The organism is Pseudomonas sp. B13(2017) (assembly GCF_002113245.1).
Lineage (GTDB): Bacteria > Pseudomonadota > Gammaproteobacteria > Pseudomonadales > Pseudomonadaceae > Aquipseudomonas > Aquipseudomonas putida_Z.
This window is the reverse complement of record NZ_NEJX01000019.1, coordinates 21634-36889: the sequence shown is the minus strand read 5'-3', so window position 1 is coordinate 36889 and position 15256 is coordinate 21634. Positions and strand designations below refer to the sequence as shown.

14 protein-coding genes are annotated in these 15256 nt (G+C 64.1%); 6 read left to right on the top strand and 8 right to left on the bottom strand.

From position 1 onward, the window contains the following. Positions 1-137: 137 nt before the first annotated feature. From CAG44_RS21785 to CAG44_RS21755, 6 genes are all read left to right on the top strand, one after another. Positions 138-1331, top strand: a complete 1194-nt coding sequence (locus CAG44_RS21785; protein WP_085692967.1) for an ABC transporter substrate-binding protein — start codon at positions 138-140, stop codon at positions 1329-1331. 30 nt (positions 1332-1361) lie between these two features. After that, positions 1362-2351, top strand: coding sequence for a YVTN family beta-propeller repeat protein (locus CAG44_RS21780; protein ID WP_085692966.1), 990 nt, complete (start codon positions 1362-1364; stop codon positions 2349-2351). Then, complete coding sequence (locus CAG44_RS21775; protein WP_038409366.1) at positions 2348-3088, top strand: ABC transporter ATP-binding protein; 741 nt, start codon at positions 2348-2350, stop codon at positions 3086-3088. The genes CAG44_RS21780 and CAG44_RS21775 overlap by 4 nt, the downstream gene beginning before the upstream one ends. Continuing rightward, positions 3085-3876, top strand: coding sequence for an ABC transporter permease (locus tag CAG44_RS21770; protein WP_013972167.1), 792 nt, complete (start codon positions 3085-3087; stop codon positions 3874-3876). Before CAG44_RS21775 ends, CAG44_RS21770 begins: the two co-directional genes overlap by 4 nt. A 247-nt stretch (positions 3877-4123) precedes the next feature. Next, complete coding sequence (locus tag CAG44_RS21760) at positions 4124-4684, top strand: PQQ-dependent catabolism-associated CXXCW motif protein (RefSeq protein WP_085692965.1); 561 nt, start codon at positions 4124-4126, stop codon at positions 4682-4684. Positions 4685-4741: 57 nt separating this feature from the next. Further along, positions 4742-5407 carry a response regulator transcription factor gene (locus CAG44_RS21755; RefSeq protein ID WP_013972165.1) on the top strand — a complete coding sequence of 222 codons (666 nt, stop codon included), beginning with the start codon at positions 4742-4744 and terminating at the stop codon, positions 5405-5407. A gap of 156 nt (positions 5408-5563) precedes the next feature. On the opposite strand, the gene CAG44_RS21750 is transcribed toward CAG44_RS21755, so the two are convergent. The 8 genes from CAG44_RS21750 to CAG44_RS21715 form a co-directional block, all read right to left on the bottom strand. Further along, positions 5564-7459 (bottom strand): NahK/ErcS family hybrid sensor histidine kinase/response regulator, encoded by a 1896-nt coding sequence (locus CAG44_RS21750; RefSeq protein ID WP_085588075.1) that lies wholly within the window; start codon positions 7457-7459, stop codon positions 5564-5566. After that, the gene (gene nosP, locus CAG44_RS21745; protein WP_025339567.1) at positions 7428-8591 is read right to left on the bottom strand and encodes a nitric oxide-sensing protein NosP; all 1164 of its coding nucleotides are present in this window, start codon (positions 8589-8591) and stop codon (positions 7428-7430) included. Before nosP ends, CAG44_RS21750 begins: the two co-directional genes overlap by 32 nt. Before the next feature lie 252 nt (positions 8592-8843). After that, positions 8844-10028: a porin gene (locus CAG44_RS21740; protein ID WP_085588073.1), complete on the bottom strand. Its 1185-nt coding sequence runs from the start codon at positions 10026-10028 to the stop codon at positions 8844-8846. Positions 10029-10228: 200 nt separating this feature from the next. After that, the gene (locus CAG44_RS21735; protein WP_025339569.1) at positions 10229-10783 is read right to left on the bottom strand and encodes a helix-turn-helix domain-containing protein; all 555 of its coding nucleotides are present in this window, start codon (positions 10781-10783) and stop codon (positions 10229-10231) included. Between the two features lie 247 nt (positions 10784-11030). Continuing rightward, positions 11031-12389: an aspartate aminotransferase family protein gene (locus tag CAG44_RS21730; RefSeq protein WP_085692964.1), complete on the bottom strand. Its 1359-nt coding sequence runs from the start codon at positions 12387-12389 to the stop codon at positions 11031-11033. A 69-nt stretch (positions 12390-12458) separates the two neighbouring features. Further along, positions 12459-13232: a gamma-glutamyl-gamma-aminobutyrate hydrolase family protein gene (locus CAG44_RS21725; protein WP_085692963.1), complete on the bottom strand. Its 774-nt coding sequence runs from the start codon at positions 13230-13232 to the stop codon at positions 12459-12461. A gap of 84 nt (positions 13233-13316) precedes the next feature. Then, positions 13317-14663: a glutamine synthetase family protein gene (locus CAG44_RS21720; RefSeq protein ID WP_061550788.1), complete on the bottom strand. Its 1347-nt coding sequence runs from the start codon at positions 14661-14663 to the stop codon at positions 13317-13319. A gap of 27 nt (positions 14664-14690) precedes the next feature. Continuing rightward, a complete protein-coding gene (locus tag CAG44_RS21715; protein ID WP_013972148.1) occupies positions 14691-15245 on the bottom strand; it encodes a helix-turn-helix domain-containing protein in 555 nt (184 codons plus the stop codon). Positions 15246-15256 lie beyond the last annotated feature (11 nt).

The following is a 15256-nucleotide window of genomic DNA, read 5'->3' as shown; positions in this document are numbered from 1 at the left end:
CAGGGGCTGCGGCTCATCGTAAAACCCGGGCCCGTGTGGTGAATTACTACCTTGGTACCGGCCGAGCGCTACTTTCTGCATATTTCCCCCTCCCGGCGGGCTTCCTATGCTGGCGCCATCTGCCGTGGAGTTGCCTTATGCGCCAGCCTGCCCACCTTGCCCTGACCTGCCTGCTGGCCCTGGCCGCGACGCTTTCTGCGAGCCCGGCGCCCGCTGCGCAGGCCCAGGCCGCGGAACCGTTGCAGGTGCGCATCGGCTACCTCGGCTATCGCCCCGATCCCGGCCCGCTGCTGTCCAACATCCTGCCCGAGCCCACCGATGCCGGGCTGCAGGGCGCCGAACTGGCGATTGTCGACAGCAACAGCAGCGGGCGTTTTCTCAAGCAGGAATTCCACCTGGCCAATGCCAGCGTCGACAGCCCCGAAGCCCTGCTGAAAGCCGCCAAGGCCCAGCACAACCAGGGCCTGCGGCTGTTCGTGGTGAATGCCCCCGCCGCCAGCCTGCGCGCGCTGTCTGCCGCCCTGCCCGACAGCCTGCTGTTCAACGCTGGCAGCCCGGACGACAGCCTGCGCAGCAGCCAGTGCCTGGGCAATGTGCTGCACAGCCTGCCCAGCCGCGCCATGCTGGCCGATGCCCTGGCGCAGTTCCTGGTGCTGCGCAAATGGCAGCGAGCGCTGTTGATCGTCGGCCAGACCGACGACGACCGCGCCTACGCGGCGGCCCTGCGCCGGTCCATGAAGCGCTTTGGCATGCAGCTGGTCGCGGAGAAAGCCTGGACTTTCGACAACGACCAGCGCCGCAGCGCCCAGGCCGACATGCCGCTGTTCACCCAAACCGCCGAGTACGACGTGGTGCTGGTGGCCGACGAACGCGGCGACTTCGGCGAGTACCTGCCCTACCAGACCTGGTACCCGCGCCCGGTGGCCGGCACCCAGGGCCTGACCCCCACCGGCTGGCACAAGACCGTTGAAACCTTCGGCGCGGCGCAGTTGCAAAAGCGCTTCGAAGCCCAGGCCGGGCGCTGGATGAACGACCGCGACTTCGCCGCCTGGATGGCCGTGCGCAGCGTCGCCAGCGCAGTGAGCAAACTGCGCCAGGCCGAGCCCCGCGCCCTGCAGCAACTGCTGCTCAGCGAGCAGTTGCCGCTGGACGGTTTCAAGGGCCGCAAGCTCAGCTACCGCCCGTGGAACGGCGAGCTGCGCCAGCCAATCCCGCTGGTGCAGCCGCGGGCCCTGGTCAGCACCTCGCCGCAGGAGGGCTTCCTGCACCCGTTCAACGAAATGGACAGCCTGGGCTACGACAAGCCCGAAGTGACCTGCGGCTACCCCTGACCCGATAACCACAACAAAAAGGATTTCGCCATGCGCCGCTCCCCGTTTCACCGGGCACTGCTTTACCCCAGCCTGCTGTCGGGCGCCCTGGCGCTTGCCGGCGGGCATGCCGTGGCCGCCACCGCCTGGGTGTCGAACGAGAAGGACAACAGCCTCAGCCTGATCGACATTGAGACCCTGCAAGTCACCGAAACCCTGCCAGTGGGCCAACGCCCGCGCGGCCTGCTGCTGTCCCACGACAACACGCTGCTGTACATCTGCGCCAGCGATTCGGACCGGGTGCAAGTGATGGATGTGGCCACCCGCAAGATCATCAAGGAACTGCCCTCCGGCAAGGACCCCGAGCAGTTCGCCCTGCACCCCAACGACCGCTGGTTGTACGTGTCCAACGAGGACGACGCGCTGGTGACGGTAATCGATACCCAGACCGACAAGGTGCTCGGGCAGATCGACGTCGGCATCGAGCCCGAAGGCATGGCGGTGAGCCCGGATGGCAAGTGGGCGGTCAACACCAGCGAAACCACCAACATGCTGCACTGGATCGATACCAGCACCCAGACCCTGGCGGACAGCACCCCGGTGGACCAGCGGCCGCGCTTCGTCGAGTTCAGCCAGGACGGCTCGCGGCTGTGGGCTTCGGCGGAAATCGGCGGCACGGTGACCATCCTCGACGTGGCCAGCCGCCAGGTGCTGAAAACCCTCAACTTCCAGATCAAGGGCGTGCACCCGGACAAGGTCCAGCCGGTAGGCATCAAGCTCAGCGCCGATGGCAAGTACGCGTTCGTCGCCCTGGGCCCGGCCAACCATGTGGCAGTGGTCGATGCCAAGACCTACGAAGTACTCGACTACCTGCTGGTGGGTCGGCGGGTCTGGCAATTGGCATTCACCCCGGACCAGAGCCAGTTGCTGGCCACCAACGGGGTCAGCGGCGACGTTTCGGTGATCGATGCAAAAAACCTCAAGGTGCTCAAGTCGGTGAAGGTCGGCCGCTACCCCTGGGGCGTGGTGGTGACGCCATGAATACCCTCGAAGTCAGTGACGTGAGCTTTGCCTACGGCCAGCGCGAGGCGCTCAGGCAGGTCGGCTTCAGCCTGGCGCCCGGGCGCTTCGCCGCCTTGCTGGGCCCCAACGGCGCCGGCAAGTCGACCTTGATCGCCCTGCTCACCCGGTTGTACGACCTGCAGCATGGCGACATCCGCGTGTGCGGCTGCTCGCTGCGCAACGCCACACGCCCGGCCTTGCGCCAGCTGGGCGTGGTGTTCCAGCAAAGCACCCTGGACCTTGACTTGAGCGTGGAGCAGAACCTGCGCTACCACGCCTCGCTGCATGGCCTGTCGCGGCGCCAGGGCAATATTCGGGTCGATGCCGAACTGGCCCGCCAGGGCCTCGATGAACGGCGGCGTGAACCGGTCCGGGCGCTGAACATCGGCCACCGGCGCCGGGTGGAGATTGCCCGCGCGCTGCTGCATGAACCGCGTTTGCTGTTGCTCGACGAGGCCAGCGTCGGCCTCGACCCGGCCAGCCGCCTGGCACTCAACCAGCACCTGCGGCTGCTGTGCCGCGAGCAGCGCCTCAGTGTGCTGTGGACCACCCATCTGCTGGACGAAGTGCAGCCCAGCGATGACCTGCTGATCCTGCATCAAGGGCGCCTGGTGGCCAGCGGCACGGCCGACGCCCTGAGCCTGGAGCACGGCGGTGACCTCGACCATGCCTTTGCCCGCCTGACCAGCGCCCCCACAGGAGCCAATGCCCGATGAACGCTTACTGGCAGTGCTTCAATGGCATTCTGCTGCGCGAATGCCTGCGTTTCGTCCTGCAGCGCACCCGTTTTCTCAGCGCCCTGGTGCGCCCGCTGCTGTGGCTGCTGGTGTTCGCCGCCGGCTTTCGCGCGGCCCTGGGCATTGCGATCATCGAGCCCTACGACACCTACATCCCCTACGAGGTGTACATCATCCCGGGCCTTGCCTGCATGATCCTGCTGTTCAACGGCATGCAGGGCTCGCTGTCGATGGTCTATGACCGGGAGATGGGCAGCATGCGCGTGTTGCTGACCAGCCCGTTGCCGCGGCCCTTCCTGCTCGGCAGCAAGCTGCTGGCGACCTCGTTGATCTCCCTGCTGCAGGTGTACGCCTTCCTTGCCATCGCCTGGTTGTATGGCGTGCAGCCACCGGCTGCGGGCTTGTTGCTGGCGCTGCCGGCGTTATTGCTGGTGGCGCTGATGCTCAGCGCCCTGGGGCTGTTGCTGTCGAATGCGATTCGCCAGCTGGAGAACTTTGCCGGGGTGATGAACTTCGTGATATTCCCGCTGTTCTTCCTGTCCTCGGCGCTGTACCCGTTGTGGAAGATGCGCGAGGCCAGCCAGTGGCTGTACTGGCTGTGTGCAGTGAACCCGTTCACCCATGCCGTGGAGCTGGTGCGCTTTGCCTTGTATGAGCGCTTCAACCCGCTGGCGCTGGCGGTATGCCTTGGGCTGACCGTGCTGTTCACCCTACTGGCGATCCTCACCTTCAACCCCCAGCATGCGGCGCTGCGCAAGCCGCGCTGATTGGCAGCGATCCATTGCTTAGCGCGAACCCTGTGGGAGCGGGCGCGCCCGCGAACACCGGCGAAGCCGGTGCCATGCACCGCATCGTCTGTTTCGCGGGCACGCCCGCTCCCACAGGGGTTGCATATGCGTTGCTCCAGGCGCCCGGCTTTCTACTACTTTGGTACTGCCTTTGCTGTCTGATCGTCGCATTCACAATGCACCGCCACTGGCATGTAATGGGCCTATAACAAAAAGGACAAACCCCATGCCACGTGCCCTGCCCCGGCTGCCGAGCCCATTATTGGCGGCGCTTTCCCTGAGCCTGACGCTGGGCATTGCCCAGGCCGACACCACGCCGCTATTCTCCGCCGACGGCTATCGCACCACCCTCTACCGCAGCCCGACCCCACAGCAGGTCGAGGGCGGCCAGGTCATCGACACTGCCACCCTGCAAGCCCTGCTGGGGCATACCCCAAGGCCGGTACTGATCGACGTCTACCGCCGCCAATGGCTGCAAGGCCGCTTCATCGAAGATGAACCCCACGCCAACATCCCCGGCAGCCGCTGGCTGGCCAACACCGGCGACGGTGAGCTGAGCCCGGCGTGGGACGATTACTTCGTGCGCAACCTGCAACAAGCCACCGCCGGGCGCACGGAGCAACCGCTGGTCTTTTACTGCCGCTCCGATTGCTGGTTAAGCTGGAACGCGGTAAAACGCGCGAAAGCCCTGGGCTATAAGAATCTGTATTGGTACCGCGACGGCCTGGACGCCTGGCAGCAGGCCAACCTGCCGCTGCAGCCGGCGCAGCCAGAGCCCTTCCCCTGAATTCATCGCCTGCAAACGCGTGCCCGCTCCATCCAATAAAAACGAGGTGAAAAGGCCATGTACAAAATTCTGATTGCCGACGATCACCCCCTGTTTCGCGAAGCCATCCACAACGTTATCAGCGACGGCTTCCAGGGCAGCGAAGTCATGGAAACTGCCGACCTGGACAGCGCCCTGGCGCTGACCCACGAGCACGACGACCTCGACCTGATCCTGCTCGACCTGAACATGCCCGGCATGCATGGCCTCAATGGCCTGATCACCCTGCGCAACGAGGCACCGACCACGCCGGTGGTGATCGTCTCGGCCGAGCAGGAAAAGCAGATCGTGCTGCAGGCCATCACTTATGGCGCGGTGGGTTTCATCACCAAGTCCTCGCCACGCTCACAGATGATCGAGGCGATCGAGCAGATCCTCAACGGCAATGTCTACCTGCCGCCCGACATCATCCGTGCCCAGAAAAGCAGCACCAGCCGGCGCCTGAACGATGCCCCGAGCTTCCCGCCGGAGATGCTCCAGGCCCTGACCCGCAAGCAGCTGCTGGTGCTCGAGCGCATGACCAAGGGCGAGTCGAACAAGCAGATCGCCTACACCCTGGATATCGCCGAGACCACGGTCAAGGCCCATGTTTCGGCGATCCTGCGCAAACTCAACGTGCACAACCGGGTGCAGGCCATCCTCAGTGCCGGTGATATCGATTTCGGTGATTACCTGCGGCGTTGATACCGCTATCTGGGGCCGCCTTGCGGCCCATCGCCGGCAAGCCAGCTCCCACAGGTACTGCGCAACTCTCGAGTCCTGCGCAGCACCTGTGGGAGCCGGCTTGCCGGCGATGGGCTGCGCAGCAGCCCCAATACCACTGACTGTCTGGCATCGCGGCTAGCCCTGGCTGCCCAGCAAATGGCTCATCGCCGCCTTCAGCTTCATCGGCCGCACCGGCTTGTGCATCAGGGTGTGGCCCAGCTCGCGGATCTGTTGCTTGAGCTCGTTGCTGTAGTTGGCGGTGATCATCATCGCCGGCAAGGGCTGGGCGCGGCGGGCATTGATCCGCGCCACGGCGTCGACGCCATTGCAGTCGTTGTCCAGGTGGTAGTCGGCGATCAGCAGGTCGGCCTCGGCATGGTAGTTGTCCACCTGGCGCGCCAGGTCCTCCTCCGACAACGCGGTGACCACCCGGCAACCCCACCCCTCCAGCAGGGTGCGCATGCCGGCGCAAATCGCCGCATCGTTATCCAGCACCCACACCCGCGCCCCGCGCAGGCGCTCGAGCATCGGCTCGCTGATCGCCAGGCTCGGCTGGGCCTTTGGCGCAGTGGCGCTCACCGGCACTTCGACCGCGAATACCGAGCCTTTGCCAAGCCATGACCGCACCCGAATCCGATGGCCGAGGATGCCGGCGATCTTTTCCACGATCGCCAGGCCCAGGCCCAAGCCACGGTCCTGGTCCGGGCGCTGCACATCGCCGCGCCTGAACTCCTGGAACATTTCTTCCAGGTGCTCTTCGGCGATACCGATCCCACTGTCCCATACCTCGATCCGCAAGCCGCCACGCTGGCGCCGGCAGCCCAGCACCACGCGGCCGCTGCGGGTGTAGCGAATGGCATTGCTGAGCAGGTTACGCAGGATCCGCGCCAGCAGCTGAATGTCACTGCGCACCACGGCGGAACAGCCCACGAAATGCAGCTCAAGCCCTTCGCTGCGCGCCACCTGGGCGTATTCGGCAGCGAGGTTGTCCATCAGTTCGCGCAGGGCGAACGGGGCGACATCGGCCTTGATCACGCCGGCATCGAGCTTGGAAATATCCACCAGGGTACCTAGCAGGTTCTCCACATCCTCCAGCGAGTTGCTGACATTACGCACCAGATGAGCACTGTTGTGCGGCTCGCGGTGTTCGAGCAAGGCACTGGTGAACAGCCGCGCCGCGTTCAGTGGCTGCAGCAGGTCATGGCTGACGGCGGCAAGGAACTTGGTTTTCGACAGGTTGGCCTGTTCGGCCTCGCGCTTGGCCTCGCGCAGGCGCGATTCCACCCGGCTGCGCTCCTCGATTTCGCGCAGCAGCTGTTCGTTGAGGCTGGTCAGCTCGGCAGTGCGCTCGCGTACCCGTTGCTCCAGGTGCTGATACGCCTGGTGCAGCGCCTGCGCGGTATTACGGCGCTCGGTGATGTCGCGGATCAACACGAAGATGCCCACCACTTCGCCATTGGCCAGGCGGTTCGGCACGTAGGAGCGCAGCATGTAGCGTTCCTGGCCGTTGATGTTGGTTTCGGCAAACTCGAAGGTTACGCTCTCCCCCGCCAGCGCCCGCGCCACGTAGGCCTCCAGGCGCTGGTAATGCTGCTCGCTGTGGGCTTCGCGCAGGCTCTGGCCCAGCATCACGCCGCGAGGCCAGCAGTACCATTCTTCATAGACCTTGTTGGTGAATTCGTAGACCAGGTCGGCATTCAGGTAGGCGATCAGCGCCGGCACATGGTCGGTGATCAGGCGAATCTGGTGCTGGTGTGCCGTCTCGGCACGCTGCCGGGCCTCGCTGAGCAGGTGGTTGACGGCCTTGAGCTCGGCCATGGCCTGGTTCAGCGCTTCGGTGCGTTCGCGCACCTGTTCGGCCAGCACCACCGAATGCTGGAACGCGGCATAAGGGTCGTTGCCACGCGTGACGCCGGACTCGATACGTTCGATCAGTGCGCCGTTGATACGCTGCAGCTTGTGGTTCTGGTGCTGCAGCCGGGCGACCTCGGCCTGCAGTTCAGCGACCGACAGGAGGCCGGTTGCGGGCAATGGCGACCCCGGTGAAGGTCTGGTTGATGTGCATGCCATTGAACTGTTCTCCGTAGGTGTTGAAGCCGATCACCCGCTGCTCGCGCAGGAACGCGCCGATCGGCTCCAGGCCGTGCCGGGCTTCGAGTTCCAACCGCCGCAGGAAGCAATCGCAACCGATGGTCAGCAGCAGCGGGCCGAGCCGCTGCTGCAAGCCGTCGAACAACTGGTGCAGGTTCGGCAACAGCGGGCCCGGGGTCATGGCGGTAAGCACGATGCCGTTCTCCACCGCGCAGTAGAAACTCAGGCTCAGGTCCGGGTGCACTTGCTGGATCGCCCGCACGTAATACTGGTCATGGATGCGCACGGCCAGCGGATGGGCGGCGAACACTTGATGATCGAGTTCGGCCACCGGCACGCCGATGTGCCGGGCGTATTCCTCGGCAGCAGGCTCGGCATTCAGTTCGAAGACCCGGCGCTGTGCACTGTCGGCACCGGTGACCACCAGCTTTTCCTGGCGCGGCAGGATGTGGTGGGTGGTGAACACTTCGAAGTCGAGCCAGGTATTGACCAGCACCACCACCGCCGCGCCGTGGTGGAACGCGCCGCCGAAATACACGTGGGTGCGGGTCAGGTAGTTGTCGTCGCCGGCCGACCCGCCGAAATGCGGGATGTCGCCCAGGGCCGCACTGAGGGCGGCGAGCACCATCTCCTCGCGGCTGGACAAGCCGTCGAGCAGGGTCAGGGCAAAGCTGTGGCCCTTGATCGGCGCCAGGGTATTGCTGCGGCAGGTGCCGACCAGGCGCTCGACCATCTGCTGAGCGTCGATCAGGCTGAAGCGCTCCATTTCATCGATCAGCTCGGTGGCGATGGAAAAGTGCCGATGATCGAACCCGACTGCCGTTATGCAATTGCGGCCGTAGCCCAGTGGGGTGATTTCGCCGGCGCTGGTGCAACCGACCAGGCGGATGCCGCCAAAACCCTGCTCCAGGGCTTCGCCCAAGGCTTGCAGGTCGTATTCGGCGGAGCAGAAGAACAGCACGAAGCCCAGGTGCGGGTGCAGCAACTGCGCCGCCAGCTCCTGGGCTGCCTGCCGGGCGTCGGTTGCCTGGGACATGGCGCTGACCACACCGTCGTTGTGAGCCTGCTGCATCGTGGTCTCCGGCGCGGGGTGGCTGAGTGATGAGTGTACGAAGGCGGTCATCGAGGACGAATGCTACTTGGGTAGCGGGTGGGCGGTTCGATGGGTGTAAAAAACCACCATCTGGGGCCGCCTTGCGGCCCATCGCCGGCAAGCCAGCTCCCACAGGTACTGCGCATGACTTGAAGTCGATGCGGTCGAGGTGGGAGCTGGCTTGTCGTGGCGACGAACCGCGTCGATGGGCTGCACAGCAGCCCCGGGAATTTACCAGGTCAACACCGCCCCCACCGCAAAGGTATCGGTGTCTTCGTTCTGGTCACTGGTTTCATGGCCGTCGATGGAAAACTGGTTGTACTCGGCAACCAGCTTGAGGTTGTCGTTGACGTCATGGAACAGCGCCACGCCTCGGGTCTCGTAATCCGCACCACTGCCCACCGCGCCGTTGCCATCGTCCTTGGTCTTGCCATAGGACAGCGCCACCCGGTTCTTGCCGACCTTGTAGGAACCCTGCAGCAGGTAGCCATCGCTGTCGACATTGCGCAAGGTCGGCTCCCCAGCGTTGTTGGTGAAGAACGGGTTGATGCCCTTGGCCTGGAACCCCGAGCCGGTCAGCGACAGCCCCCCCATCTTCGCCTGCACACCGTAGCCGACGCCTTTGGAGGTGACCGACTGCACCGCCGGGTCGGTGTTGTCGGAGGTCTGGTAGCTGCCATTGACCCAGCTGTAGATCTGCGCCCCACCCAGGTCGAACTGGTAGGTGATCTCGCTTTCGGTACGCGGGTTTTCCTGGTAGGCCTTGCCGGTCGGGCTGCTGTCGTTGGTGTCCACCGGGTCCATGATGCCCACCGCCACCCGCAGGCCGTCCATCACTGGCGTGCGGTAGGTGATCTGCGACGTGGGGAACGGGTACGGGTAGCCGCTACCGATGTTGCCGAACGATACCCCGCCGCCGTCCACCAGCCCCAGGGTGTCACTGACCTGGCCATAACCGGCCAGCAGTTCGTCGAGCAGGATATTGGAACGGGCGAACAGCCCGAAGTCCTTGCCGATCAGCACCTCACCCCACTCGGGGTTGGCCACGGTGCCGTAGAACTGGCGCACATCGATGGCGGTGTCGGTGCCGTTGGTTTCGCTGTCGTTGATGGTCACCCAGAACGAGGCACGCGCGCCGAGCTTCAGGTCATCCACTTGCTTGCCCATGTTGAAGCCCAGGTAGTTGGGCAGAAAGCCCATCTTCACCCGTGACTGGCGGCGATCGAACTGCTCGCCCTGCCGGTCGACATCGCTGTTGACGTAGAAGGCGTTGATATAGCCGTCGGTGGAAAACGTCGTCTGGTCCTTGTCGTACAGCATGATCTCGGCCCGGGCGAGGCTGCTCAGGCAAAGGGTCGAGAGGCTGACGGTAACAGCCGCCAGCAAGCGTGGGGACAGTTTCTTATTGTTGTACATGGCGCGCTCCGAAACGGGGACGGGATGTCGGAGGCGATTATCAGAAGCTGGCAAACAGCCAGGAACGCTGCCTTGGAGGGGGCTGCCAGGTGCTTTGGGCCAGCGCGCGGGGCGTGATGATTCCGGCCCAGGACCGGGTTACGCCCAGAGGCAAGACTTCTGGCGTAACCCGTAGTAGGCGTCGGGCCTACTACCGCCCTTCAGCTGAACACCCAGAGCACGCGGGTGGGCTTGTCGGTGAGGTTGGCGTAACGAAAGCTTGCGTGGGGTTGCAGCTGAAAACTGTCACTGGCGCGCAGCGTTACCGGCTCGCCGCCATCCAGCCATACGGTCAGTTCGCCTTCGAGCACGAAGCAGCCCTGCTCCGAGCTGTCGTCCAGGTACTCCTCGCCACTGCTGGCCCCAGGCTCCAGGTGGCTGTCGAGCATGGAGAACGCGCCCGTTATGGTGGGGGATGCCAGCACATCGGTGATGCCACCGGCCAGGTGAAGGGTACGACGCTCGTGAGGGCGGGTGACCCACTCGAGCTCGCGCGGCTGGTCCAGCTTGTAGAAATAGGCCGTGGAGACGCCGAGCTCTTCGCTGATAGCCGTGAGGTCGGCCACGGTTGGGCGGGATACGCCCCGTTCGACCTGGGACAGAAAGCCCACCGAACGGCCGATGCGCTGCGCCAGCTCGCCCAGTGTCAGGCCCTTGAACTTGCGCAGGTCGCGAATCAGTACGGCCAGGCCTTCGATCTCTTCGTGCACTTTCATGGTTGAATCGCGACTTTCGGATGGGAAAATTGATGCCCTGAAAAGTACATGATTCATTTCACAAAGCAAGATGCTTCATGGCGATCTTGGGGCTGCTTTGCAGCCCTTCGCGGGCACGCCCGCTCCCACAGGGATCGCGCTTCTCCTGAACCCGGCGCCAGACCTGTGGGAGCGGGCGTGCCCGCTAAGGGTCGCAAAGCGGCCCCAAACTACTCAACTGACTGGCACCAGTCCCTGGGCTCTTCCCTTACCGAACAGCCTCGTACGTCAAGTCCAGGCACTTGCGGGCCTTCTCCACCAGTTCGTCGATCTCCTCGATGCTGATAACCAGCGGCGGCGCGATGATCATGGTGTCGCCCACGGCACGCATGATCAGCCCGTTGTCGAAGCAATGCTGGCGACAGATCATGCCGACACCTTTGCCTTCATGACGCGCACGGGTGGCCTTGTCCTTCACCAGCTCGATCGCGCCGAGCATGCCCAGGCCGCGTACCTCGCCTACCAGCGGGTGGTCGGCCAGCTCGCGCAGGCGCTGTTGCAAGTACGGAGCGGTCTTGTCGTGCACCTGCTCGATGATCTTTTCATCACGCAGTATCCGCAGGTTCTCCAGGCCCACCGCAGCCGCCACCGGATGGCCGGAATAGGTGAAACCGTGGTTGAAGTCGCCGCCTTCGCTGATGACTTTGGCCACTTCATCTCGCACGATCACGCCGCCCATGGGGATATAGCCGGAGGTAAGGCCCTTGGCGATGGTCATCAGGTCGGGCTTGAGGTCGTAGTAGTCGCTACCGAACCACTCGCCTGTACGGCCGAAGCCGCAGATCACTTCGTCAGCGACGAAGAGGATGTCGTACCTGGCCAGGATCTCCTTCACCTTCGGCCAGTAGGTCTGCGGTGGAATGATCACCCCGCCAGCGCCCTGGATCGGTTCGGCGATGAAGGCGGCAACGTTGTCCACGCCAACTTCGAGGATCTTCTTCTCCAGCTGTTCGGCCGCCCACACGCCGAAGTCGGCCTCGGTCATGTCGCCGCCTTCGCCATACCAGTACGGCTGCGGGATATGCACGATATCCGGGATCAACCCGCCCTGCTGGTGCATGCCGCTCATGCCGCCCAGGCCCGCGCCGGCCACGGTGGAGCCGTGGTAACCGTTGATGCGGCCGATGATGACCTTCTTGCTCTTCTGGCCCTTGAGCGCCCAGTAATGGCGGACCATACGCAGCACGGTATCGTTGCCTTCGGAGCCGGAGCCGGTGAAGAACACATGGTCCATGCCTTGCGGGGCCACATCGGCGATCGCCTTGGCCAGTTCCAGCGCTGGCGGGTGCGCGGTCTGGAAAAACAGGTTGTAGTACGGCAACTGCTTCATCTGCTGGCTGGCGACGTCGGCCAGCTCATCGCGCCCATAGCCCACCGCCACGCACCACAGGCCCGCCATGCCATCGAGAATCTTGTGGCCTTCACTGTCCCAGAGGTACACACCCTTGGCCGAGGTGATGATGCGCGGGCCTTTCTCGGCCAGTTGCCGAACATCGCTGAACGGGGCCAGGTGGTGGTCGCGGCTCATGGCTTGCCAGGCGAGGGTCTGGGAATTCTGCTCACTCATTGACTTCACTCCATCAAGTTGCGCAGCCGTGCCACGCAGGTACTTTTTTGTAATTGGGAAAGATCGCTGTCAGGCGGACTTCAACAGCATCTGGCGCAATACCGAGCGATGCCGGCAGGCCTTGCCAAAGGACTGGAAGATGGTCAGGTAATGTGGGTTGTCCATGACCTGGTACTCGGGGTGCCATTGCACGGCCAGGGCAAAACCCTTGCTGTTCTCGACCGAAATCGCTTCCACCAGGCCATCGGGTGCCAGCGCCTCCACCCTCAGCCCGGGGGCCAGTACATCGATGCCCTGGCCGTGGATGGAATTGACCTCGATGACCGCCGGCAAGCCCATGCGGTCGAGCATGCCGCCGGGTTCTATATGCAGGGCGTGACGCGGGCCGTATTGTTTTTCGATGGGCTCACCCTTGCTTTCGCGGTGGTCCATGAACATGCCGGTCTCATGCACCTTCTGGTGCAGGGTGCCGCCCAGCGCCACGTTCATTTCCTGGAAGCCACGGCAGATGCCGAGCACCGGCACACCGGCGGCGATGGCCGCACGCATCAGCGGCAAGGTGGTGGCATCACGCAGCGGGTCGTGATGGGTGCCCGCTGCACTGGCCGGGCCGTTGTAGTGCAACGGTTCGATGTTGGACGGCGAACCGGTGAAGATCAGCCCATCCACCACGTCGAGAATATCGGCGCTGTCCATCAGGTCTGCGAGGCTGGGTATCACGATGGGCAGCCCGCACGCTGCCTTGGCCGCCGCGCGCGCGTACTTCTCGCTGATGGTCTGGGTTGCATGCAGCTCGATCATGCTGGTGCATGCGGTAATGCCGATAACGGGCACACGTGGCATATCTTCCTCCGGCAAATCCATATTGCGCGTTGTATTGAAACGGTAGAAAGGCAGGGCGCAGCGGCGCTGCCCCAACCCCGGCACCTACAGGAACCAGCGGTATTCGCGGGCATCGATGTGGCGCATGAAGTCCAGTTGCTCCTGGTATTTGTTTTCGCAGTAGACCATCACGAATTCACTGCCCAGGCCCTCGTTCACCTCCGGGTGGTGACGCATGGCCGCCAGGGCACTGAAGGCATCCTTGGGGAACTCGATGCCGCTCTGGCGGTTGTCGTTCAGCGGGGCAATGGGCTCGACGCCACGTTCCAGGCCATGCTCCATCCCGGTCAGGATGGCCGCCAGCACCAGGTACGGGTTGGCATCGGCACCGGCGAGGCGGTGTTCGATGCGCAGGTTGCGCGGGTCGGACTCGGGGATGCGAATACACGCATCGCGATCTTCGAAACCCCAGCTGGCCTTGCTCGCCGCGTTGACCATGGCGCCGTAACGGCGGTAGGCATTGTGGTTGGGGGCGAAGATCGGCATGCAATGCGGCAGCAGCTCCAGGCACCCTGCCACCGCATGGCGCAGCTTGCGCTGGTCATCGCCGGCCAGGATGTTGTTGCCGGCGTTGTCGTACAGGCTGACATGCACATGCATGCCGCTGCCCGGCGCGTCGAGGTACGGCTTGCTCATGAAGCTGGCTCGGTAGCCGTGCTTCATCGCGATACCGCGGGTACTGCGGCAGAACAGCGCCGACCAGTCCGCAGCGCTCATCGCATCGTCGCTGTGCGAGAAGTTGATCTCGAACTGGCCTGGGCCCAGCTCCGCGGTGATGACGTTCGCCGGAACGCCCTGCTCGTTGGCGCCATCGACCATCTCGTGCAGCACCGGTGCGAAACGCGACAGCCGCTCGATGTGCATGTTCGGCTGGTCGTCGTGGTCGTCGGTCGCCTTGTCGCGTGGGTACTGTGGCAGGCCGTTGTCGAGCTTGCGGTCGAACAGGTAGAACTCCAGCTCGAAGGCCACCACCGGGCGAATGCCGCGCCTGGCCAGGCGCTGGATCACCCGGGCCAGCACTTCACGGGGCTCGAACTCGATGGGCTTGGCAGTGCCGTCGGAGGTGATGAGCATCTGCGCGATCGGTTCCTTTTCCCAGCGCACCGGCTTGAGGGTACCCGGCACCAGGCGGCGGGCGGCATCCGGGTCGCCGTCGGCGAAGCAGTAGTCACCGATCGGGTAGAGGCCACCCTGGGTGCCCAGCAGCACGCAGTTCTGCGGCAACTTCAGCGGCGCGCCGGCTGCGACTTTTTCCAGCATGTCCATGGGGTAGCGCTTGCCGTAGAAGTGCCCGGGAATATCCAGCGCAATCAGGTCGACATAACGTATTTCTGGGTGCTGCGCTCGGAACGAGCGCACTTCAGTCAGCAGATCCGGAAAGACGACACTCATCTTCTTGTCCTTGTGAGGTGAACGAATTCAGTTGAAGACCCAGAGCACGCGGGTGGTTTTTTCCGTCAGGTTGGCGTAACGGAACTGCGCGTGGGGGTGCAGCTGGAAGCAGTCGTTGGCCTGCAGGGTCACGGCGTCGCCGTGGTCCAGCCAGACCGTGAGTTCGCCTTCGAGCACGAAACAGCCCTGCTCGGAACGGTCAGTCAGGTACAGCTCGCCACTGCTGGCGCCTGGCTCGAGATGGCTGTCGAGCATGGAGAACGCGCCGCCGATGGTGGGCGAAGCCAGCACATCGGTGATGCCCGACTCGAGGTACAGCGTGCGCCGCTCGTGGGGGCGCGTGACCCAGCTGACGCTGCGCGGCTTGCTCAGGTTGTAGAAGTACGCGGTGGATACGCCGAGCGCTTCACTGATGGCGGTGAGGTCGGCCACGGTAGGGCGCGAAACACCGCGCTCGACCTGGGACAGGAAGCCGACCGAGCGGTTAATGCGCTCGGCCAGTTCGCCCAGGGTCAGGTTCTTGAATTTGCGCAGGTCGTGAATAAGGATCGCGAGGGCTTCAACCTCTTCGTGCATCTTCATCGTTTGAGACT